Annotated in this window: 24 protein-coding genes; 5 read left to right on the top strand and 19 right to left on the bottom strand. The window is 35.1% G+C overall.

The features are described 5' to 3' along the window. Positions 1-32: 32 nt before the first annotated feature. From flgE to CCY98_RS03550, 18 genes are all read right to left on the bottom strand, one after another. Positions 33-2,276, bottom strand: a complete 2,244-nt coding sequence (gene flgE, locus CCY98_RS03635; RefSeq protein WP_112057233.1) for a flagellar hook protein FlgE — start codon at positions 2,274-2,276, stop codon at positions 33-35. A gap of 212 nt (positions 2,277-2,488) precedes the next feature. Next, positions 2,489-3,163, bottom strand: a complete 675-nt coding sequence (locus CCY98_RS03630) for a di-trans,poly-cis-decaprenylcistransferase (RefSeq protein WP_112057232.1) — start codon at positions 3,161-3,163, stop codon at positions 2,489-2,491. Then, positions 3,164-3,922, bottom strand: a complete 759-nt coding sequence (locus tag CCY98_RS03625; RefSeq protein ID WP_112057231.1) for a hypothetical protein — start codon at positions 3,920-3,922, stop codon at positions 3,164-3,166. It abuts the gene before it with no gap. Next, on the bottom strand, positions 3,919-5,139 hold the full coding sequence (gene coaBC / locus CCY98_RS03620) for a bifunctional phosphopantothenoylcysteine decarboxylase/phosphopantothenate--cysteine ligase CoaBC (RefSeq protein WP_112057230.1): 1,221 nt from the start codon (positions 5,137-5,139) through the stop codon (positions 3,919-3,921). The genes CCY98_RS03625 and coaBC overlap by 4 nt, the downstream gene beginning before the upstream one ends. Positions 5,140-5,141: 2 nt before the next feature. Next, positions 5,142-6,959 (bottom strand): penicillin-binding protein 2, encoded by a 1,818-nt coding sequence (gene mrdA / locus CCY98_RS03615; RefSeq protein ID WP_112057229.1) that lies wholly within the window; start codon positions 6,957-6,959, stop codon positions 5,142-5,144. After that, complete coding sequence (locus tag CCY98_RS03610) at positions 6,960-7,424, bottom strand: hypothetical protein (protein ID WP_250604400.1); 465 nt, start codon at positions 7,422-7,424, stop codon at positions 6,960-6,962. It lies immediately after the preceding gene. Next, positions 7,391-7,912, bottom strand: coding sequence for a GNAT family N-acetyltransferase (locus CCY98_RS03605; RefSeq protein WP_112057228.1), 522 nt, complete (start codon positions 7,910-7,912; stop codon positions 7,391-7,393). Before CCY98_RS03605 ends, CCY98_RS03610 begins: the two co-directional genes overlap by 34 nt. After that, positions 7,909-8,538 (bottom strand): ribosome biogenesis GTP-binding protein YihA/YsxC, encoded by a 630-nt coding sequence (gene yihA, locus CCY98_RS03600; protein WP_112057227.1) that lies wholly within the window; start codon positions 8,536-8,538, stop codon positions 7,909-7,911. Before yihA ends, CCY98_RS03605 begins: the two co-directional genes overlap by 4 nt. Next, on the bottom strand, positions 8,535-9,002 hold the full coding sequence (gene lptA, locus CCY98_RS03595) for a lipopolysaccharide transport periplasmic protein LptA (protein WP_112057226.1): 468 nt from the start codon (positions 9,000-9,002) through the stop codon (positions 8,535-8,537). The genes yihA and lptA overlap by 4 nt, the downstream gene beginning before the upstream one ends. Continuing rightward, the gene (locus CCY98_RS03590; protein WP_112057225.1) at positions 8,999-9,571 is read right to left on the bottom strand and encodes a hypothetical protein; all 573 of its coding nucleotides are present in this window, start codon (positions 9,569-9,571) and stop codon (positions 8,999-9,001) included. The genes lptA and CCY98_RS03590 overlap by 4 nt, the downstream gene beginning before the upstream one ends. Then, positions 9,558-10,049 carry an HAD-IIIA family hydrolase gene (locus CCY98_RS03585; RefSeq protein ID WP_112057224.1) on the bottom strand — a complete coding sequence of 164 codons (492 nt, stop codon included), beginning with the start codon at positions 10,047-10,049 and terminating at the stop codon, positions 9,558-9,560. The genes CCY98_RS03590 and CCY98_RS03585 overlap by 14 nt, the downstream gene beginning before the upstream one ends. Beyond that, positions 10,046-10,618, bottom strand: a complete 573-nt coding sequence (gene hisB / locus CCY98_RS03580; protein ID WP_112057223.1) for an imidazoleglycerol-phosphate dehydratase HisB — start codon at positions 10,616-10,618, stop codon at positions 10,046-10,048. The genes CCY98_RS03585 and hisB overlap by 4 nt, the downstream gene beginning before the upstream one ends. A 3-nt stretch (positions 10,619-10,621) precedes the next feature. After that, a complete protein-coding gene (locus CCY98_RS03575; protein ID WP_112057222.1) occupies positions 10,622-11,422 on the bottom strand; it encodes a septal ring lytic transglycosylase RlpA family protein in 801 nt (266 codons plus the stop codon). Between the two features lie 3 nt (positions 11,423-11,425). Then, positions 11,426-12,499 (bottom strand): lytic transglycosylase domain-containing protein, encoded by a 1,074-nt coding sequence (locus CCY98_RS03570; protein WP_112057221.1) that lies wholly within the window; start codon positions 12,497-12,499, stop codon positions 11,426-11,428. 87 nt (positions 12,500-12,586) lie between these two features. Continuing rightward, a complete protein-coding gene (locus CCY98_RS03565) occupies positions 12,587-13,066 on the bottom strand; it encodes a hypothetical protein (RefSeq protein WP_112057220.1) in 480 nt (159 codons plus the stop codon). Positions 13,067-13,068: 2 nt separating this feature from the next. Then, entirely contained in the window at positions 13,069-13,701 is a 633-nt protein-coding gene (locus CCY98_RS03560) for a lysophospholipid acyltransferase family protein (protein ID WP_112057279.1), read from the bottom strand. Between the two features lie 10 nt (positions 13,702-13,711). Continuing rightward, positions 13,712-15,028, bottom strand: a complete 1,317-nt coding sequence (miaB, locus tag CCY98_RS03555; protein WP_112057219.1) for a tRNA (N6-isopentenyl adenosine(37)-C2)-methylthiotransferase MiaB — start codon at positions 15,026-15,028, stop codon at positions 13,712-13,714. A gap of 15 nt (positions 15,029-15,043) precedes the next feature. Next, positions 15,044-15,286, bottom strand: coding sequence for an HP0268 family nuclease (locus tag CCY98_RS03550; protein WP_112057218.1), 243 nt, complete (start codon positions 15,284-15,286; stop codon positions 15,044-15,046). A gap of 135 nt (positions 15,287-15,421) precedes the next feature. Between CCY98_RS03550 and pseB the strand changes: the two genes are divergently transcribed. The 3 genes from pseB to pseF are packed head-to-tail and all read left to right on the top strand — an operon-like array spanning position 15,422 to position 18,244. Continuing rightward, positions 15,422-16,411: a UDP-N-acetylglucosamine 4,6-dehydratase (inverting) gene (gene pseB / locus CCY98_RS03545; RefSeq protein WP_112057217.1), complete on the top strand. Its 990-nt coding sequence runs from the start codon at positions 15,422-15,424 to the stop codon at positions 16,409-16,411. A 1-nt stretch (position 16,412) separates the two neighbouring features. Next, positions 16,413-17,573, top strand: a complete 1,161-nt coding sequence (pseC, locus tag CCY98_RS03540) for a UDP-4-amino-4,6-dideoxy-N-acetyl-beta-L-altrosamine transaminase (RefSeq protein WP_112057216.1) — start codon at positions 16,413-16,415, stop codon at positions 17,571-17,573. Next, a complete protein-coding gene (gene pseF, locus CCY98_RS03535; protein WP_112057215.1) occupies positions 17,564-18,244 on the top strand; it encodes a pseudaminic acid cytidylyltransferase in 681 nt (226 codons plus the stop codon). The genes pseC and pseF overlap by 10 nt, the downstream gene beginning before the upstream one ends. Here pseF and CCY98_RS03530 read toward each other — a convergent pair. Next, complete coding sequence (locus tag CCY98_RS03530) at positions 18,225-19,640, bottom strand: hypothetical protein (RefSeq protein WP_112057214.1); 1,416 nt, start codon at positions 19,638-19,640, stop codon at positions 18,225-18,227. The genes pseF and CCY98_RS03530 overlap by 20 nt on opposite strands. A gap of 48 nt (positions 19,641-19,688) precedes the next feature. Here CCY98_RS03530 and tgt point away from each other — a divergent pair, with 48 nt between their 5' ends. Both tgt and CCY98_RS08585 read left to right on the top strand, forming a co-directional pair. After that, on the top strand, positions 19,689-20,822 hold the full coding sequence (gene tgt / locus CCY98_RS03525; RefSeq protein WP_112057213.1) for a tRNA guanosine(34) transglycosylase Tgt: 1,134 nt from the start codon (positions 19,689-19,691) through the stop codon (positions 20,820-20,822). Between the two features lie 70 nt (positions 20,823-20,892). Then, on the top strand, positions 20,893-21,120 hold the full coding sequence (locus CCY98_RS08585) for a hemerythrin domain-containing protein (protein ID WP_258438352.1): 228 nt from the start codon (positions 20,893-20,895) through the stop codon (positions 21,118-21,120). Positions 21,121-21,122 lie beyond the last annotated feature (2 nt).

Raw genomic sequence — 21,122 nt, 5'->3', positions numbered from 1 at the left:
CTTAAGGAGAAAATTCTCCCAAAGTGGGAGAATTATTGTTTTAAGCCAAGGAGTGTATTGAGAATTTGATCGGAAGTGGTGATAGATTTTGAACTTGCTTGGAATCCTCTTTGCACTACGATTAGTTGAGTTAAACCACGACTTAAGTCAGAATTACTCATTTCTAGTTTAGAGGCTTGAATACTTGCTCTTCCGCCTAATCCAGCAGTTCCTATTGTAGGTCCTCCAGAGTTTGGAGATTCAGCAAAGAGATTGCTACCTGATTCTTGTAAGCCTTCATAGTTGGCAAAACTTGCTACAGCAACTTGTGCTAAAGCAAGATTTTGTCCATTGTCAAACTTTCCTATCATTGTTCCTGTGGCATCAAAGTAGAAGTCTTGGAGCATTCCTGCAGTGTAACCATCGCCACTAATATTATTGGCTTGTGATTCAGCAGCGGTGCTTGTTAGCCCATCATATCCTCCGCTTGTTCCAAAATCCAAGTCGATACTTTGTGGGAATGCAGCACCATTGTTTGGCTTAAATTGAACGGTTGATGGGTTAAACCCTAGAATCTCACCTTGTTCTCCAAAAGTTACGCTACCTCCCTCTAGGATATTAGGTCTTTGTGCAGTTCCACCGATGAGTTCAGCAGGTTCTGGCACGATGATACGCCAATTCCACTGATTTCCAGCGACTTTAGTAAATTGTATAGTGAAATCGTGTTTATTTCCAAGACTATCATAAATATCAAGTGTTTGAGAATAAGTTGCCATTCTTAAACCTGCGGTGCTTGTGATATTTCCTCCTTCTACTAATACTCCTGTATTCATTGCTTTCATTTGATTTTTGAAAAGCACATTGGTAGTGGTTAGAGTATCATTATAGGCTGAAACAAAGATATTGAGATTATCATAAGCAGCACCTTGTTGGTTATTTGCGACATTGACCCCATCATCTCGGTTATTGATTTCAAATTGTCCATTTCTATTGAGCTTCACACTCACGGTGTAGTTGCTTTGGAGGAAAGTAGCACCAGCTCCTGTCATTCCTGCAGCAGCCGCCGCTGAATCTCCACCAAATTCTTTGACTTTATTGGCATCTTGTTGCATGAGTGCTCTTAAGTCTTCTGTGGTTCTAAATTGACCTGAAGTTGAATCTGCATCAGTTTGGAGTGTGTAGTTGTATTTGAAAGCAGTGGTAACGGTTGTAGCAGAATCAAGATTGTTTCTATTGTCTCCAAAACCTAATACAGCGCCACTTCTTCCCGTAACGCGAATATTTTTATTGCTACCATCACCATCAAGTTGGTTAGTGTTTTGTAGGATAAGCGTATTTCCTCTTGTGAGTGCTTCTACTCCAGTGGTGTCTTTAAGATTATTAATCGCAACTTGTGCAGCAAGAAGGTTAGAAGAACCACTCGCATTTGGATCATTATTCCAAGTAATTTCTACACCATTAATGGTAATGCTTGCAGCTCCAGCTGTAGCAGAATCAATTTGTAATGGTTCAGTGGTAGCAGTTTGGTAGCTAACCCAAATCCCTTGTCCTTCTTGGAGTCGCATTGCCTCTCCTGCATCATTAAACATTACACCCATATCTTCAGGAACTTCAAGTTGTTTATCGGTAGTATCATAAAGTCTATCTAAGCCGCCTGCAATATAGTTATTAGCTGAAGTGCTATCTAATGGGCTTGGACAAGTAGTATTTTCTGTTTTGTTTCCGCTTGTTAGATTGATATTTCCAGTAACGCTTTCAGTAGCTTTTGCAGGGATAGTAAGGCGTGGATCAATAGTGATATTTCCAATAGGCCCTGTTGAATCAACGCGATTGATATTTCCGCTACCACAATTGCAATTTAATTTAGAAAGATCTCTCACCCAGCCTTGCACAATATAACCGCTTGTAGTTACAAGGTTACCTACAGCATCAAAGCTAAATGCACCATCTCTTGTATACATATTAGTAAAACCACCATTGTTGCTTACAACAAACATTCCATTGCCTTCTAAAGCCAAATCCGCTTTTCTGTCAGTATTTTGCAAAGAACCTTGTGAAAAGATTTTTGTGGTAGTTTCAATCCCTGTTCCAAGTCCCACAGAATAGTCATTCACCCCACCATAACCTGCATAAGGAATCGTAGCGGCTCGTTTGGTTTGGCTAACCATTGTTGAGAAGTCCGCACGAGAATATTTAAAACCATTGGTATTTACATTGGCGATATTGTTTGATTCTACATCAAGAGCCACTTGATGAGCTTGCATACCGCTAACACCTGACCATAAAGATCTTAACATTTGCAATCCTTTTTAAAAAAGTATTTTGCAGAAAATAAAGCAAATATTATTCCAAATTTGAATTTTGTAGTCGCAAAAGCCGAGGAATTCAATCTCCAGCTAATTATCGTTTATAAAATGTTCATTGGGTTTTCAATTTTAAATTTATAGCATAAGCAATTAAAGATTTGTTACTTTTTAGAGCTTTAGAGAGCATGTAGTAGGCAAAATTATCAAATTGCGCCAAAGCGCCTTTGTCTTGTCGCAAATTTTTCTATCATTGCTTCAAGTTCATCGCTTCTAAAATCAGGCCATAAAGTTTTGGTAAAAAAGAGTTCAGCATAAGCACTTTGCCAAAGTAAAAAGTTTGAAAGCCTCTGTTCCCCACCAGTGCGAATTAGCATATCTACTTCAGGGATTCCTGCTGTATCGAGGTTTTGCGTGATTGATTCTTGTGTTATGGGGAGATTTTTGCTTTGGATTTTTAAAAATGTGCGCCTTAGCTCATCTTTTGCACCATAATTTAGGGCAAGAATCTGTGTTAAGCCATTGCAAGATTCTGCGGTAATAGATTGTAAATGGTGGATTTTTTCTTGTAATTTTGGGCTAAAAGCGGAAATATCGCCAATAACCTTAAAAACAATATTTGAATTAAGATAGGTTTGGGTTTGATCGTGCAGATATTTTTCTAACAAATTCATTAAAAAATCAATTTCTTTTTTGGGGCGATTCCAATTTTCCGTGGAGAAAGCATAGAGACTTAGGTATTTTATGTCTTTTTTTACGCAGGTTTCAGTGATAGAATGAATGATTTTTGCTCCCTCTTGATGACCAAAAAAACGAGGTTTGAATCGGTTTTTTGCCCATCTCCCATTGCCGTCCATAATAATTGCAAGATGATTTAACATTTAACCTTCTAAATCAAGCAAAGAATCGCTAAAATCATAAAGTGGGGTGATTGTGCTATCCACATTAATATTAGTTTGTGCGATAAATTTTAGCTCACTAAGATTGTTTTTTAGGATTCTAGCCACGCTTTCATACATAACATAAATATCAAGTCTTGTCCCTAAATCAAGATTATACAAGACTCCCCAAGTTGCACCAAGATTTGCAAAAACCGAATAAAATTCTAGGGCGTTTTGATTGGCTATTTTCTTTTTGCGCAATTGCATAAAGCCATTTTTCTTTTCATCATCATAATGCAAGGGGAGAGTTAAAACTTTGTGTTTGAGCGACATTAGCATATGGCTTAAAAAGGCAAATTCCCACTTGCTCTCGGCATTTCCAAGTCGTTCGGTTAAAAATCCACGCATAACTTCAAAGGGACTTTCCCCCTGTAAAAATTGTTGCATCGCCTCATTGCTTAGTTTTAGTGGTATATTTTCATCTTTGAGAAGTTTTGGTTGTTTAATAAGATTTGAAAGTGTGATAGATCCGCTTGTATTTTTTCCCATCATCGCCCAATATTTGCCACCAATTTCCAAATCTTTAATGCTTTTTGTTTCCATTGCAATATTGCCTACTTTTATCATATAGCGGATTCCTTGTAGTTTTTCCATTACTTCAAGCTTCATAGGCAATGTGGCATTAAATTGCGTGGTTTTACCTGCTGCATTTTGGAGTTGATTTTGCACTTGCGTGAGTTGCCCCATTTGCTTTATCATAAACTTTTTGCCTCATTAAGAATTTGGAATGCAAGGGTTAATTTATCACTTTTGCCTAAGTTTTTTTGAGATTTTTGGCTAACCCATGTAATTTGATTTTCTGTAGCATTCATAGGATTTAAAGAAGGGGAGATTTCATTAAGGCAAATTGCATCTAAATTTTTATTTTGCAAGGCTTTGATGGCATTTTCTAATCCATTTTGGCTTTCTAGTTTAAAGCCAATTGTAGTTTGTTTTTTGCTAATAGTGCTTAAAATATCAAGATTCTTTTGTAAGCATAGATTCCACTCTTGCCCTATGGTTTCTTTTTTGAGTTTGCCTTGAAAGGATTCTTTTGGGGTATAATCGCTAATGGCTGCACTCATAAATAAAAAAGAATCTTTAGAAAAAGCATTAGATTCTTGCCATTTTTGGATAGATTGGAGAAAGTCTTGAGTGCTTTGTACGGAATTATAATTGATTCTAAGTGGGAGAGGGTAGGGGCATAGGCTACCTATATAAGTAACCTTTGCGCCTAGAAAATATCCCGCTAAAGCCAAAGAAGCGCCCATTTTTCCGCTAGAATGATTTGAAAGATAGCGCACACTATCAATATTTTCTTTGCTACCTCCACTTGTGATACAAAGGGCTTTATTTTCCCAAAACTTTTCTTGATAAAATGCGCGAATGGTTTGGTAAGTAATTTCTAAAGGATCGGCTAATGCGCCATCGCCTATAGTTTTACAGGCAAGTTCTTTACTTTGGGAGGGAATAATGGCGATTCCTCTTTGAATAAGAAGATTTAAAGCACTTTGGGTGGCAGGATTTTGGAGCATTTTGGTATTAGCAGCAGGAGCGATGAGTTTTGGACCATCAAAGGCTAAAAAACTCTCCAAAAGAATATTATCTGCTATTCCATAAGCGACCTTATTAAGAGAATTAGCACTAATTGGAGCTATTAAAAATATATCGCCCCACGAGGCTATTTCAATGTGATTGTGTGGAATCTCTCCCCAATTTTGGGATTGCGTGGTTAGCACTTGGTAACCACAAAGTGCTTCAAATAAAAGCGGATTGATAAATTTTTGCGAATCATCACTCATTACAACGCGCACACTCGCACCAAGTTTTTGGAGGTTACGCAAAATTTCTATTGATTTATAAATGGCAATACTACCGCAGATTCCTAGAATGATTTTTTTGTTTGCAAGGAGTTTTGGGAGAAAATCTAAAGTCATTACTATTCCTTTTTTTTGCGCGTCCCTTTGACATAGCCCCAGTCTATTAGGGCATTAGCAAGTTCTGCTAAAAGCGGTCCCCCAGCACCAGATCCGCTACCGCCGTGTTCTACCATAATTGTAATTACATATTTAGGATTATCAATGGGTAAAAATCCTGTAATCCAAGCTTGTGAGCGATGAAAATAATCCATTTCTTCTTCTTTGATTCTTTCTTCATCTTCTTGCGAGATTCCAACAACTTGTGCAGTTCCTGTTTTACAAGCTAGTTTCACTCTACTGGCGCGTGTGGCATAATAAGCAGTGCCATCTGTTTCGCTACAGACTTGTCGCATTCCCTCGCGTAAAACTCCCATTTTGCTTTTTTGAAAATCATTTAACACATCTTTGGGTGGGTAGGATTGGATTTTATCTTGAATGTGTTTGGCAAAATGAGGAGTGGGGAGTTTGCCTGTTGCAATAAGGGAAGTGTAGTTTGCAATTTGCAAAGGAGTAGTAAGAAACATACCTTGTCCTATGGAGCTAATAATACTATCACCTTCATACCATTTATCTCTAAAGCGCTTGAATTTCAGGCTAGGAGAAGGGACAATTCCGCGCGATTCGCTAGGCAAATCAACTCCAGTTTTTTCGCCTAATCCCATTTGTTTTAAGACATTGGCAATATCTTCAAAATCAACCTTTTGAGAAAGGAGATAAAAATACACATCCACACTTCGTTTTAGGGCTTTATAGAGATCAGATTTTCCATGACCTCCTTTTTTCCAATCACGAAATTTTCTTCCACCTGATTCAATAAAAGCAGGAGTATTAAGCTCTTCTTTTTCATCAATTTTTGCATATTCCAAAAAGGCTAATCCCATTCCCATTTTTATTACCGATCCTGGCGGATATAATCCATTGGCAAATTTGTTAATAAGGGGTTTGTATGGGCTATCACGCAAGGCATTCCAATTGTCGTGTGAGATTCCGCCAATGAATTGATTTAGATCGTATTCAGGGTAGCTTCCTGCGGCTAGAATCTCTCCATTGGTAGCATCCATAATAATAGCAGTGCCATTTTTTCCTTCAAAAGCTTGATCCATTGCTTTTTGTAATTCGATATCCAAAGTAGTAATTAGAGAATCGCCCTTTTTAGAATCTTGGTGAGAGAGGGTTTGAATCTCGCGATTTAGGGCATCAACTTTTATTACTCTCTTGCCAAGTTGTCCTTGTAAAAAGTCATCATATTGCTTCTCTAGTCCATCTTTGCCAATGTTTTGAGTATAATTAGAAATAGGCTGAAGCTCTATGTCTCTTTCATTTGCTCTGCTAACATAGCCAATAATATGCGAAGCGCTTTGTTTGTGGGGATAATAACGCCTTGCTAGAGGGCTGATTCTTAAAATTTCATTTTGAAAAAAATACGGATAATGTTTTAGGATAAAGCTGTGCTCCACAAAATCAATAATGGGAATAAAATCGTGGTTATAAGGCGAATCTTTTTGTCGGTATTTTTTTATCAATTCTTCTTTGGTGTGTTGCGGAAAAAATGTCAAAAGATATTCAATTTCTTTTTCTAAAATGGGTAAATTTGATCGTAAAGATAAGTTGGGTGGGAGTGAAATTGTAAAACCTATGTTATTTGTGGCAAGTGGTTCCCCATTGCGATCAAAAATTTCTCCCCTAATAGGGGCAATGATTTCTTCACGCAGGATATTTTTCATAGCTTGTTCTTGATATTGTTCATTTTTAAGAATACTCAAGTTAAAGATTTTTATTAGTAAAATCAACCAAAAGACGATAAAACAAAAAAAGACAAAATACAAACGCTTATGCATTTAAAATACCCATAAAAATAGCCAAATTAACACAATCTCAATCCCAGCATAAAAGCTAAGAAACCAAGAAAATGGTGGCACATCATAATCCAATAAAAATCCCATAAAGTTTAAAAATATAAAATAGCCAAAATAGGCATAAATAATAAAAAATGGGATAAAAACTTTACTAAAGCCAAAAAATTTTCTAAATTTTGGTAAGATGACTTTAAAAGAAAAAGCCATAAACAAAAGAGTGCTTAAAAAAGGCAATCCCTTGCTTGTTTCAAGAAAAATTAAAAGGGGGATTAGCCAATAAAAGGCGTTAATATCATTTGCTTCATACCTCTCCTGTGCTAATACATAAATAACTCCAAAAAGTGGAGGCAAAAGATAGTAAATATCACTAATAGAAATATAAAAAACAATGCCAATAACTAAGAAAAAGATTCTTAGAATTTTTTTATCAGTGCGATTTCGTCGCATAGAGGAAAATGCTTGCATAAAATACAATCCGCCCAAATTTTTTGATTAGGAATCTTTTCTTTGCTAATTTCATTAAAGCCCATTTTTTCAAACAAAACCCTTTTGTAAGTTAAAACTAAAACTTCACCAATACCCAAAACTTTGCCCTCTTTAAGACAATCTGCTATCAAGGCACTTGCTACGCCTTTTCTTTGTGCAAAAGGCACAACAATAAGGCTGCGAATCTCTGCTAATTCCAAAGAATGAATATGTAACGCACAAAAACCTAGCATTATTGGTTTTTTTAAATCCTCTAGCTTTTTATTTTCTAAATTGAGTTTTTGCTGTGAGCTTAGGATTTCTTCTTCTTCCCAAGCAATATGATAAGATCGAATCATATTTGCCATTATATCTAAGGGTCTCTCTAAAATCACTCCACGTTCAATTTCAGGCTTAAGAATCTCGCGCATTTGCGGGATATTTTTGAGTGTGGGTCGCGTGATAATCATTCTGTTTCTCCAAGGTTTGTTTGAATTCCTAGCGTGTGATTAAGGATAAAATCGCTCATTTCTTGAAGGTTGTTTTTCTGTAAAGAGCTAGAAAATAGCGCATTTGGAAATTCTTTTTTAAGATTGATTTTTTGGGTAGTGTTGAGTTTGTCAAATTTGGTAAAAATTTGTAAGATTTTTTGATCTTTTCTTAAAAAAGGTCTTAAAAATTCAACAAGATTAGAATCAATTTCTAAATGAGGGTGGCGACTATCGCGCAAATGCACAAAAAGTCGGATACTATCACGCTTTTTTAAGAATTCAATGAGATTTTTATTCCAAAGCTCTTTTTGTGTTTTGGAGACTTTAGCATAACCAAATCCAGGTAAATCAACCAAATAAATTTGTAAAATTTCATCACTATCTTTTTGTTTCCAATGTGTTAAAAAAAAGTTAATAAGCTGTGTTTTTCCTGGTGTTTGAGAGCTTTTTGCTAGATTTTTTTGTTTGCATAAGAGATTAATAAGGGTGCTTTTACCCACATTACTTCGCCCTAAAAAAGTAATTTCACTTAGGAGTGGTGGAGGGCATTGGGAGAGATTTTGCGCTGAGGTAAAAAAACTGGCTTTAGAGAGTGTGTAAGTCATTTTTTTGCTTCTTTGTCAAGTTTAAATATTAGTCGTGCAGGAGCTTTGTCATCTCCAACAATGTTAATATAACCCTCTTTATAGCGGATAATGATTTTTTCTCCTTTAACTTCGTTTTTTTTAGCAGGTTCTTCTACAAAAGCGCTACCAATAATTTGATATTCTTGAGTGTTTGGAAAATAAAGAAGTTCATTGGCTTTGCCTTGAATCTTGCGATTGTTTTCTAAAGTTAGCCAAAACTTCACATTTCCTAGGGCTTGCATTTTGGTGGGCTTATTATTTTTATCTAAGAAAATATAGGCTTCATCACAATTTAGCTTATCGTGCAATCTTGTGATTTGCACATTTCCTTTTAGTTGGGTAACTTTGCTTTTTTCATCGGCAATAAGCTCTTGGGCATCGATAACTATTTCATCGGCAATCAAGGGCAATAAAAAGGCAAGTATTAAAATGAAAAACCTCATTTTTTATCCGTTGTAAGAGTTCCATGAACATTATTGGCATAGATTTTGCCATTTTTATAAAGAATATTTTTGCCCCGAATATTGTAGGTTTCGCTAAAAATCATAAAGTCTCCCTTTCCTAAAATTTCTTTTGTTGGGATAGAATAATTAGCCGCTTCACTCCAAAATTTAATGGCATCACGCGTGTAATTAACGCCTTTGGGGAAAAGAATGTCTTGCCTATTGAAAAAGGCTAAACTAGATTGCAAAAATTCTGATTTTTGCTCTTCAAACAAATAATGATTAACACTAATTTGCTCTAAAATGCCACTTTCTTTGCTGGTTTCTTTAGCATTTTTGCCTATAGCATAAGTCTCTACACCTAGTGATGAGATTTTGTAATATTCAAAATCAAAAGCTTCAAAGCGTGAAATATTTGCAAGAGCTTGTTTTTTCTCCTCTTGTTGCTTGTTGAGTATAAAAACCATTGCAATGCTAAAAAGCGAAAGGCATACAAAAAAGCCTGTTACGATTCTTCCACTTTTTGGCTTTGAGGGGTTTTTGTGTTTTCTTAGACTAGAAAATCTCATAGAGTTTATCCTCTAGGTTTTCTTGTTTGATAAGAATATCAATCATTTCTCTAACAGCACCTTTGCCACCTTTTTTACTTAGGACCATGTGAGCAATTCTTTGAATTTCTTTAGCAGAATCTTTAGGCGCAAAAGTGTATTTGGCGATTTTAAACATAGATAAATCATTTAAATCATCGCCAATAATAGCAACTTCATCAATGTGAATTTGAGATTGATCTAAAATCTCATAAAGTGCGTTGGCTTTGTTAGAGATTCCTTGTTTGATGTAGGTGATGCCAAGCTCTTTGGCGCGATTTTCTACGATTTGTGATTTTCTGCCTGTAATGATTGCCGCTTTTTTGCCAAGCTTGATCCAAGCAGCAATCCCAAGTCCATCTTTGACATTAAAGCTTTTAAGCTCATTTCCTTCATTATCATAAGTGATTTTACCATCAGTTAGGGTTCCATCAACATCAAGCACGATTAGTTTAATCATAAGATACCTTTGGTGCTTGGGATTCCTATTTTCTCGTTTTTAACACAAGCGCGACGCAAGGCAACAGCAAAGGCTTTGAAACTAGCTTCAATAAGGTGGTGACGATTCTTGCCTCTTTTTTGTATGATATGCGCTGATAAACCGGCATTAAAGACTAAAGCCCTAAAAAACTCCTCAACCAACTCGCAATCAAAAGTGCCAACTTTGCCCTCTGTCTTGACTTCAAAAACCAAAAAAGGACGATTGCTAAGATCCAAATCACATTCTACACAAGCCTCATCCATTACAACTGCACTATTACCAAAGCGCTCGACATTTTGAATAGGAAAAAGAGAGTTTCTAAGAAGCTGTCCAATAACGATTCCGCAGTCTTCAACACTATGATGATAATCCACCTCCAAATCCCCCTTGCACTCTAGGGTTAGATTCCAAGAAGCGTGTTTGCAAAGCGATTGTAACATATGATCAAAAAAACCAATTCCTGTTTGGATATTTGCTATACCAAAACCATAGACTTCTAAACTAGCAGAGATTTGAGTTTCTTTGGTGTTTCTTGTTAAAGTTTCCATATTTTACTCCGTAGTGATGAATGCACCAGCGATTTTTTGGAGAGAGATAAAATCTCTTGCTTCAGCCTCACTTTGAAATCCACTTAGCATAACGCGATAAATAGGTAAGCCATTAAGAGAATATTCTTTGATAATCGCTTTATATCCGTGAGAGTTTGCGTGAGTTTGTTGAAATCTTTGTGCTCCATTTTTATTTCTAAAGGCTCCAATTTGAACTAAGAATTTTGAAAGCTGAACGCTTGTTTGCGTGGTAGCAACTTTGTATTCACTTGTAGCAAGTGTTTCTTTGGTAAGTGGAATAGAATTAGAGATTGCGCCATTAAATCCAATCACTTCGATTCTGACATTTGCAGTCCCTTTTTGGAGCATATCTATATCACGCGCTGCACTATTAGATAAATCAATGATTCTGCCACTAATAAAAGGTCCGCGATCATTGATTCTAACGATGGTAGATTTTCCATTTTCTTTGCTTGTAACACGCACGATAGTATTCATCGGCAGAGTTTTATGAGCGGCTGTGTGAGCATACATACTATAAGTTTCACCATTGGAGGTTTTTTTGCCGTGGAATTTTGGTCCATACCAACTAGCTATCCCCTCATAAGTTTCGCCTAAAGCAACCATAGTTGGATAATACCATTTGCCATTGATTTGATAAGGGCGCATCGTAGCTTTTTGGCTTTGCTGGCTGTTATTCATCGTTCCATAATTAGGAGTTTTATTGTAGTAAAGATTGTTTTTGCTACTACAACCAAAGAACAAAAATGTAAATATTAGGCTTAAAAAAAGAGTTTTTTTCATAGTTTATCCTTGCTCTAAAGGAATCACAATCTCTTGATTGATAGAGAGTGAATTAGCATTTTTAATAGCATTGTATTGAGTAATAGTTTTTGAAGAAACCCCATAGTGTTTAGAAATGGAGTAAATTGTGTCGCCTTTATTGACGCGATGAAGTATGTAAGGCTTGTTTTGAATGGCGACTTTATCAATAGTATTTGTTTTGTAAGTGGCTAAGAATTGATAAGGTAAATAAACAGAATAGATTTTGGCATATGTTGGGGTAATATTGCGCTTAAATTGTGGATTGTAGGCTTTGAGTTTATTTAAAGGCAGATTGGCTTCTCTTGCAATTTTTGCAAGTGGAGTAGCAGGCGCAACTTCAATGGTGGCTAAGAGCGAGTTAGCACCGCGGTTTAAAAAATAATCATAGTCGTTGGTTTTAAGCATATTGACATTGTGAAACAAGAGTGAAAGCGAAAGAATCTTTCGTATATACATGCGACTTTCAAGGGGAATATACTTTTTTTCTGTATCTAAGAGTATGCTAAGTGAATCGCTATTGGCTTCTTTGATAGCTTTTCTAAGTCTGCCTTCTCCACAATTATAAGCAATTGCTGCAAGATACCATTTCCCAAATTGTTGCTTTAGGCTTTTTAGATAAACAATGGCTGCTTTAGTGGATTTGATAAGATCTTTGCGTTCATCAATTTGGGTGTTAATATCTAATCCCAAAGATTGTGCAGTTTTTGGCACGAATTGCCACATTCCAACGGCGCGTTTATTGGATTTTGCAGAGAGTGAGAAACCTGATTCAATCATTGCAAGATAGAGAAATTCTTGAGGAATATCTTCTTCTAAAAACATTGCTTTTAAAGTGGGAATAAATTCATAATTATCTTTAAATTTTTTAAGTAAATAATCTTGTTTGATTTCTCCTAAAAAGGAATTTTTAACATCAATGAAGTAGGGATTGTTTAAAAAATCTGGATTCACATCAAAAGTTTTTAACACTTCTTCGCTTTTGAGATCGTAAGTAGTGGAATTAAATTGCGATAAAGCATAACTAAAAGATAAAAGTAAAATAAGAATAATTTTCATTAAATGCCTTGTTTAAAAGTGTGATATTAATTTTGTTAAAAATGTCTTTTTTATTCTAACAAAGTTTGATAAAAAATCTGCTTAAACTTAAGATTTATTTAATGATGATTGCTTTTTTGCAAGGTCAATTTTTTCTTTGAGTTGCTTAAACCATTGCGCATAATTTTCTATGGCTTCTTTTTCGTCAGGTGTTGGCTTGTTAAAGAAATAAAGAGTGGCGTATTCTTTACTAAAGGCATCATAAATCCATTGAATCTCTAAAAGTTCTTGTGGAGTTATGGAGGGACTTTGGAGTAGTTTTGAGACTTTTTTATAATAATCTTGCGTTTTTTGTAAGAATCTTTGGAGGTTTAGTCGTTGTTTGGATTGATTAGCAATGCTAAAGGCTGAACGATTATAGGGGTCTTCTTTGAGTGCAAGCGTGGCAAGTTGATAAGATTCTTGGTAGTTTCCTTTGGTAAATTCTTTCTTGGCTTGAGAGCTTAAGGTATAAGAAGGTGAAAAAAAATACCCTAAAATCAATAAAAGAATCGCACCTAAGAGCAAATATAAAAAAGTATTTTTCAATTTCAAGTTTCCATAATGTGTTGAATTTTGGCTTTTGCTTTATCTAAGTCTAAGTTTTCAATCCACAAAGGCTCTTTTAAAATATGGGTAATGCGACTAAAAGGCTTTGGTATTTGGAATCTATCCCAACTCTTAAATTCCCAAAATTTTTGGTAATGGATTTGTGAGGAAACAATAGGTCTTTTTGATTTTTGGGAGAGTAGCACGATTCCATCTGCAATGCTGTGATAGGGTCCTCTTGGTCCATCTGGAGTGATGACTATAAAATCATTTTCTTGAAGTTTTCTTAGAGCTAAAAGAAGCACTTTAATATTTCCCTTAGAACTAGATCCTCTTAATGAATCAATCCCAAAGAGCTTGATTGCGCGACTAATAATATCTCCATCAAAATGTTGGCTAATAAGCACATAGGCTTTTTGAGGGCTATTTTTTAGAATTTTCTTAAAAAGGCAAGGTTGCATAAGTAGATTCCCATGCCAAAAGGCTACTATAAAATTTTGTTGTTTTTGAAGCAATTCTAGTGTTTTGGGGTCAATTTGGTATTCAACTTTACAGGTTTTATAAAGAAGTTTGATGAGAAAAAAAATCAAAGAGGGAGAAAAGAAAAGAATGAGTTTTCTTTTGATATTTTTCATCTCTAAGATTCTAAAGAAGCTCTCCAATGAGCTGCGCACCTTTGATTTCAGAGATTTTTACATTACAAATTTCTCCAATAAGGTTTCTCCCTGCCTTAACTCTTATAAGTTTATTAGTATCGCTTCTGCCTTCTAAAAGAAGGTTTTCTTCATCATAGCTTTCAAATAATACAAGGTGAATTTTGCCAAGTTGCTTAGCGTTTTCTTGTGCTAGGATTTCTTTGTGTCTATCTTTTAGAATCATTAATCTATTTTTGGCAATTTCCTCATCAAGAAGCTGGATTTCGCCATTATCAAGCCAGGTTGCAGCTTGTGTGTGTGGGCGTGTGGAGTAAATAAAACTATAAAGCGTGTCAAAGCGCACTTTCTCTAGTACATCTAAGGTGTCTAAAAAATCTTCCTCACTCTCTGTTGGAAAGCCCACAATAATGTCAGTTCCAATACTTAATTCAGGAATTAAAGAGCGCATTTTTGCCACACGATCTAAAAACCATTCCTTAGAGTATCCGCGCTTCATTTTTCGTAAAATCTTTGTAGAACCACTTTGCAAAGGCATATGGATTGCCTTGCACACTTTTGGATTGGTTGCAAATTCATTGATAAATTCATCATCCATATGCAAGGGATGTGGAGAAGTAAATCGGATTCTCTCCAAACCATTGATTTGTGAAATTTCATTCAAAAGTTGTGTGAAGTTAATTTTGCGATGATCATTAGAAAAACGCCGACCATAATTATTCACATTTTGCCCTAGAAGCAAAATCTCTTTTGTGCCATTATCTACAAGCTTCTTAGCTTCTTTTAAAATCAAATCAGCAGGGATTGAGATTTCATTGCCTCGTGTGTGTGGGACAATGCAATAAGTGCATTGTTTATCGCAGCCAATGGAGATGTTAATCATGCCTTTGAGAGTTGAGTTATGTTTGGAGCTAAAAACATAGGTGCTATCATCATAATCAATATCTACCCAAGCAACACGATCTTTGTGTAGAATTTGAGAGATTTTAGAAACATTTCTAGCGCCAAGCACAAAATTAACAGCTTTGGATTTTTTTAAAATTTCATCACCTAAGTGGCTTGCAGTGCAACCACAAATGCCGATTTTTGCATCTTCTTTTTTGATTTTTGCGTATTGTCCAATTTCAGAAAAAAGCTTTTTTTCGGGCTTTTCACGCACACTACAAGTGTTAATAAGAATCAAATCAGCTTCTTTTGGATTTTTTGTTAGTGTGTAATTTTCTTTTTCTTCAAGTTCTGCGATGATGTGCTCACTATCGCGTTCATTCATCGCACAACCTAAGGTTTCAATATAGAGTTTCTTGTTCAAGTCTAGCTCTTTAAATTATAATATGTGGAATTCATACATATAATCACCTTCATCTAGTCCATATTTAACTTCTCTAAAATAAACATGTTTCCCTTTTTTTTCAAAGTATTCCATTAATGCCATCATATCTTTATGGGAATTTTCTTTATCGCAATAAAAAATATCCATTTTTTGAGCTTCTAGCATTTCTTCTAATTTTTTTATTGTAACTTTTTGAGGTTTTTCACTAATGTGTTCGCGAACTAATTTAATATCCATAATCTTACCCTTAAACTTTTTAGAAAAATGGTTAATTATATACCTTTTTTACTTAAATAATAATTTTATAAAGATGCTTTTGAATAATTAAAGGGATTTATGGCAAAATAAGGTATCCAAACTTAAGGGGAAGTTGTGTTTGATGGTAAAAATATTTTAATTACAGGTGGGACAGGTAGCTTTGGGAAGCAATATACAAAAACCCTGTTAAAGCGTTATAAGCCTCAAAGAATCGTGATTTTCTCTCGCGATGAACTCAAGCAATATGAAATGGCACAAGTTTATAGTGATTCTTGTATGCGGTATTTTTTGGGTGATGTGAGAGATGAAGCAAGATTAAAAGAGGCTACAAATGGAATTGATTATATCATTCACGCAGCAGCGCTTAAGCAAGTGCCTGCTGCAGAATACAATCCTACAGAATGTATTAAGACAAATATTTATGGGGCGCAAAATGTGATTAGCGCAGCCTTGGCTAATGGAGTGGAAAAGGTGATTGCTCTCTCTACAGATAAAGCTGCTAATCCCATCAATCTTTATGGAGCTACAAAACTTGCTAGTGATAAACTTTTTGTAGCGGCTAATAATATGACAGGAAGCCGAAAAACTCGTTTTTCTGTTGTGCGTTATGGGAATGTTATTGGATCAAGGGGATCTGTCGTGCCATTTTTTCAAAAATTAATTGCTAAAGGAGCTAAAGAATTACCTATTACTGATACAGAGATGACGCGATTTATGATTACCTTGCAGCAAGGGGTGGATTTTGTTTTGAAAAATTTTGAGAGAATGAAAGGTGGAGAGACTTTTGTCCCTAAAATTCCCTCAATGAAAATCACTGAAGTAGCTAAGGCTCTTGCTCCAAATTTGCCTCATAAGATTATTGGGATTCGTCCTGGAGAAAAAATCCATGAAACAATGTGTCCAAGTGATGATAGTCATATTACATATGAGTTTAATGATCATTTTGTGATTGCTCCAACAATTCAATTTAATTTTATTACAGATTTTAGCACTAATGCATTAGGTGAAGTGGGAAAATTAGTTCAAAGAGGTTTTGAATACAATTCTGGTTCTAACACTCAATGGCTTAACACAGAAGCATTTTTAAAGCTTTTAGGAGATTAAGATGATACCTTATGGGAAACAAGAGATTATTCAAGAAGACATACAAAGTGTGCTAGAAGTTTTGCAGTCTCCTTTTATTACTCAAGGACCAAAGGTTGCAGAATTTGAATCGCAGGTTGCAACAAAGGTAGGTGCAAAGTATGCTGTGGGAGTTAATAGCGCTACTTCGGCATTGCATTGTGCGATTTTGGCTTTGGGATTGCGTGAGGGAGATTGGCTTTGGACTACATCTATTAGTTTTGTAGCATCGAGTAATTGCGCACTTTATTGTGGAGCAAAAGTAGATTTTGTAGATATTGACAAAAAAACCTATAATCTTGATGTGGATTTATTAGAAGAAAAACTTAAAAAAACTAAGAAAAACAAATTGCCTAAAGTGTTAGTAGCAGTTCATTTTGCGGGGCAAAGCTGTGAAATGGAGAGGATTTGGCAGTTATCCCAAAAGTATGGTTTTAAAATCGTGGAAGATGCTTCTCACGCGCTAGGTGGTAAATATCGCACTTATCCCATTGGAAATTGCAGATTCAGTGATATTGTAGTTTTTAGCTTCCATCCTGTGAAAATCATCACTTCTGCAGAGGGTGGAATGGCAGTTACCAATAATCTTAAATATGCTCAAAAAATGCAAAAATTAAGAAGCCATGGAATCACCAAAGATAAAGAGGAATTTGAAAATAAAAAAAATGTAGCACCTTGGTATTATGAACAACAAATTCTGGGCTATAACTATCGCTTGAGTGATTTGCATGCGAGTTTGGGAATCTCTCAGTTAAAAAGATTAGATACTTATGTCCAAAAACGCAATGAATTGGCTAAAATCTATAGCGAAAGATTGGCGGATTTAGAAATTACCTTGCCTTTTGTGGAATCGCACAATTATAGCGCTTTTCACCTTTATGTGATTTTGCTAAATAAAAATTCTGGAATCAAACGCAGGGAACTTTATACGCGTTTGCTTGATTTGGGTATTGCTCCACAAGTGCATTATATCCCCATTCATCTACAACCTTTTTATGCGCGATTTGGATTTAAAAAGGGTGATTTTAAAAATGCAGAAAAATATTATAAAAATACCCTAACACTCCCTTTGTATCCAACACTAACTTTTGAAGAACAAGAAAAAGTGATTGAAGCTTTAAGGAAGTGGATTGTATGCAAGTAGAATGCATTTGCATTATTCCTGCGCGTGGAGGTAGTAAAAGGATTCCAAGAAAAAATATTAAAAATTTTTTAGGCAAACCAATTCTTGCTTATAGTATTGAAAATGCAAAGAATAGTGGAATTTTTTCTAAAATTTATGTCTCTAGTGAAGATTGTGAGATTTTGGAGTGTGCAGAGAAGTTTGGGGCTTTACCACTTAAGCGAACAGAGGCTTTGAGTGGAGATTTTATAGGGACAAGAGAAGTGATTATAGAGGGAATCCAAAAGCTAAAATTACAAAAAGAATGGGTGTGTTGTCTCTATGCAACAGCACCACTTTTAAATCCAAAGAGATTGCAAGAGGCATTTTTATGTCGCGATGACTTGTGTTATCTTTTATCGGCGGTAGAATATGATTACTCTCCCTTTAGAGCCTTTAGAATAAAAGAAAATAAAAATAAAATGCTTTTTACTCAACATTTTACTAAGCGTTCCCAAGATTTGGAAAAAATTTATCACGATGCAGGGCAATTTTACTTTGCTAGGGCAAAAGTATGGCAGAACAAGGAGAATATTTTTGAAGATTCAAGGAGTTTTTTGCTGCCAAGGAGAGAAGTTCAAGATATTGATACGCTACAAGACTGGGAAGAAGCCGAGATTAGGTATCAGATTCTTAAACAGAGAGAGGAATAAAAAGCTGTGGCACATTAGGAAGATGTGTGCTTAGATTTTCTATTTCAGTGAGTGAAAACCATAAGGGCTTTTGGAGTGTTTCTTTTTTAAGCGGTAAGATTTGCAGGGTCTGCTCTTGCCTATTTAGCCAAATAATGGGATTTAGCGTATCAGATTTAATAAGCTCAATTTTCTTATCAAAAACTTTTTCAATATGATGGTAATAATCAGCGGCTTGTTCATGATAGTTTTTATCAGGATCAAAATCATAAAGTAAAATTTTTAAGCCCATTTGGGTAGAAAAATCAAAGACAACTGAAGAGATTTTTTCAGCTTCTTCGGTTTTTTTAGGGATTATAACAGCGCTATGAGTTAATGAGTTAAGCGGAGAATTTCCAAATTTAAGCAATGGAATCCCTAAATCAAAAAGGAAATTTTTATGACTTTCAAAAATATTTTTGTCAATCAAAATAAGTCCGATATTTTTATTATTTTTGTCCCTTAGAATAATATTTTTAAGCGAGGTTTCATAAAATTCAATATGCCACGAAATATTATCTTTATTTAAGTCTGGGTGATTTTTAATTGTTTCAAGATCTTGCAGTGAGGAGGGATTATAAAAACACAAATGCAACCGCTTGTTTTTAAATTTGCTAAAAAGCCATAAAGTTTGTTCTAAACATATCTCTAAAGCTTTTGGCTTAAGTAGATTAAAATATAAAACCACATCACGCCCAAAAGGTGTTGGAAATTGTCCTATTTCCTCTTTGATTCGGTGATAAATATCCCAAAGTGTAGTAGGATCTCCAACTAAAAGCAAGGAATCGTTGGGAAAAATAGTTGTAGAGTATTTGGGTAAAATCACTTCATTATTGCGGTAAATTACAGCAATTTTCCATTTTTTTTGTTTAATAACTCCAACGCTACGATAAGCATAAGGACTACCAAATGGCACATTAATTTGCATAATTTCGCCTTGCCCTAAGCCAATATATTTAGCTGTTCGTGGAACATTGGGGAATTTTTCAAAAAGCTTAGCGCTTAGCACATTAGATTTGCTAATTAAATTAAGTTGCTTATCTTCTTTGATTTCTTTAGATGGAGTGAGTTCTCCAAGTATGGTAATTTGAAAATTTTTGCTATAGGCGCGTAAAGTATTGTAGATAATTTCTCTATCTTCTTTTTGCTCTGTTATAATGTAGCAATCTGTGATTTGTGGGCTTAGAATCTCTTTTAATTTTCTAGAAGAGCAAGGGTCAAATTGATAAGATTCGTGATATTCGGTTGTATTTTTGGGTAAGAGATCTTTATCTATAGAGACAAAAATATAATAATTTTCATCAAAATATTTGTTCATAATGGTGGTGGCAAATTCTTTTGCTACAATTCCATCTAAAATTAAAAGCACTTTTCGCATAGCAAACCCTAAATAATTTTTTAAAAATGTAACAAAAAAAGGTTGAAAATGGAATTTAATTTGCAAAATATTGATGGTAAAGCAAGGGCAGGTATCCTTAAACTCGCACATGGAGAAATCCAAACACCAATCTTTATGCCTGTTGGCACACAAGCTTGTGTAAAAGCTCTAGATTTTAATGATTTATTAGCGCTTAATGCTCCTATTATTTTGGGGAATACTTATCATCTTTATTTGCGACCAGGATCAGAAGTTATAAAGCAGCTAGGAGGATTGCATCATTTTAGTCAATTCCCAAGAAATTTTTTAACTGATAGTGGCGGATTCCAAGCTTTTAGTTTGAGCGATAATGTTAAAGTTTCTGATGAAGGAATTTTGTTTAAGAGCCATATTGATGGAAGTAAACACTTTTTTACTCCTCAAAAGGTGTTGGAGATTCAATATGATTTAAATAGTGATATTATGATGATTTTAGATGATTTGGTGGGGTTACCAGCAAGTAAAGAGCGTATTTTAAAATCTATTAATCGCACGAGCAAATGGGCTAATGAGGCAATCACATTTCACAATGCCCAAAAGATTCGAGCAAGGGAGCAGGGCAGGGAATGGACTAATCATATTTTTGCAATTAATCAAGGTGGAACCGATAGAGAGTTTAGAGAAATAAGCGCAAGAGATTTGACTTCAATGGCAGATTTTGATGGTTATGCTATTGGAGGATTGGCAGTGGGAGAGCCTAATGAATTAATGTATGAAACGCTAGAATTCACCACTCCGCTTTTACCCAAAGATAAACCTCGCTATTTAATGGGGGTTGGCACACCACAAGATATTATAGAAGCTATCGCAAGAGGTGTGGATATGTTTGATTGTGTGATGCCAACAAGAAATGCGCGCAATGGCACGATTTTTACCCATTTTGGCAAACTTTCTATTAAATCATCTCGGTTTAAGCTTGATGCTATGCCTTTGGATTCTAAATGCCAATGTTACACTTGCAAAAATTTTTCAAGAGCTTATTTGCATCATCTTTTTAGAGCGGGAGAAATGACTTATTTTCGTCTTGCAAGTATTCATAACCTTGCTTATTATTTGGATTTAGCTAGAGAGGCTAGAGAGGCTATTTTAAAGGGTGAATTCCAAGATTTTTACCAAAATTTTTATTCTAATTTAGAAAACTAATTTTTAAACATAATTAAAGTTTTGTGGGTTATAATGATTCGCTACTAAAATAATCAATGGGAGTAGCCCTATGCTAGAATGGAGCGAAGAATTTAGTGTTAAGAATCAGCTTTTAGATGATGAACATAAATACCTTTTTCAATGTTTAGCAATTGCTAATCGTTTGGCAAATTCTCCCATTGAAAACAAAGAAAAATTATTACTAGCACTCATTAATCGTTTTTTGGAATACACTGTTACTCATTTTAAAGATGAGGAAGCTTATATGGATAGAGTTTGTTTTCCTTTTGCAGAATAACA

Origin of the sequence: Helicobacter sp. 11-8110 (genome assembly GCF_003288905.1) — a bacterium.
GTDB classification, from domain to species: Bacteria; Campylobacterota; Campylobacteria; order Campylobacterales; family Helicobacteraceae; genus Helicobacter_D; species Helicobacter_D colisuis.
This window is presented reverse-complemented; position numbering and strand designations above follow the sequence as displayed.

Excerpts from the sequence above, each read along its gene's own strand:
- CCY98_RS03630 (WP_112057232.1), bottom strand. The coding sequence starts at position 3,163 with ATGTTAAATCATCTTGCAATTATTATGGACGGCAATGGGAGATGGGCA.
- yihA (WP_112057227.1), bottom strand. The coding sequence starts at position 8,538 with ATGACTTACACACTCTCTAAAGCCAGTTTTTTTACCTCAGCGCAAAAT.
- mrdA (WP_112057229.1), bottom strand. The coding sequence starts at position 6,959 with ATGCATAAGCGTTTGTATTTTGTCTTTTTTTGTTTTATCGTCTTTTGG.
- CCY98_RS08585 (WP_258438352.1), top strand. The coding sequence starts at position 20,893 with ATGCTAGAATGGAGCGAAGAATTTAGTGTTAAGAATCAGCTTTTAGAT.
- CCY98_RS03625 (WP_112057231.1), bottom strand. The coding sequence starts at position 3,922 with ATGATAAAGCAAATGGGGCAACTCACGCAAGTGCAAAATCAACTCCAA.
- CCY98_RS03605 (WP_112057228.1), bottom strand. The coding sequence starts at position 7,912 with ATGATTATCACGCGACCCACACTCAAAAATATCCCGCAAATGCGCGAG.
- CCY98_RS03560 (WP_112057279.1), bottom strand. The coding sequence starts at position 13,701 with ATGAAAAATATCAAAAGAAAACTCATTCTTTTCTTTTCTCCCTCTTTG.
- CCY98_RS03610 (WP_250604400.1), bottom strand. The coding sequence starts at position 7,424 with ATGCGACGAAATCGCACTGATAAAAAAATTCTAAGAATCTTTTTCTTA.
- CCY98_RS03590 (WP_112057225.1), bottom strand. The coding sequence starts at position 9,571 with ATGAGATTTTCTAGTCTAAGAAAACACAAAAACCCCTCAAAGCCAAAA.
- CCY98_RS03585 (WP_112057224.1), bottom strand. The coding sequence starts at position 10,049 with ATGATTAAACTAATCGTGCTTGATGTTGATGGAACCCTAACTGATGGT.
- CCY98_RS03575 (WP_112057222.1), bottom strand. The coding sequence starts at position 11,422 with ATGAAAAAAACTCTTTTTTTAAGCCTAATATTTACATTTTTGTTCTTT.
- hisB (WP_112057223.1), bottom strand. The coding sequence starts at position 10,618 with ATGGAAACTTTAACAAGAAACACCAAAGAAACTCAAATCTCTGCTAGT.
- flgE (WP_112057233.1), bottom strand. The coding sequence starts at position 2,276 with ATGTTAAGATCTTTATGGTCAGGTGTTAGCGGTATGCAAGCTCATCAA.
- CCY98_RS03570 (WP_112057221.1), bottom strand. The coding sequence starts at position 12,499 with ATGAAAATTATTCTTATTTTACTTTTATCTTTTAGTTATGCTTTATCG.
- coaBC (WP_112057230.1), bottom strand. The coding sequence starts at position 5,139 with ATGACTTTAGATTTTCTCCCAAAACTCCTTGCAAACAAAAAAATCATT.
- pseF (WP_112057215.1), top strand. The coding sequence starts at position 17,564 with ATGCAAGTAGAATGCATTTGCATTATTCCTGCGCGTGGAGGTAGTAAA.
- CCY98_RS03530 (WP_112057214.1), bottom strand. The coding sequence starts at position 19,640 with ATGCGAAAAGTGCTTTTAATTTTAGATGGAATTGTAGCAAAAGAATTT.
- tgt (WP_112057213.1), top strand. The coding sequence starts at position 19,689 with ATGGAATTTAATTTGCAAAATATTGATGGTAAAGCAAGGGCAGGTATC.
- CCY98_RS03550 (WP_112057218.1), bottom strand. The coding sequence starts at position 15,286 with ATGGATATTAAATTAGTTCGCGAACACATTAGTGAAAAACCTCAAAAA.
- pseC (WP_112057216.1), top strand. The coding sequence starts at position 16,413 with ATGATACCTTATGGGAAACAAGAGATTATTCAAGAAGACATACAAAGT.
- lptA (WP_112057226.1), bottom strand. The coding sequence starts at position 9,002 with ATGAGGTTTTTCATTTTAATACTTGCCTTTTTATTGCCCTTGATTGCC.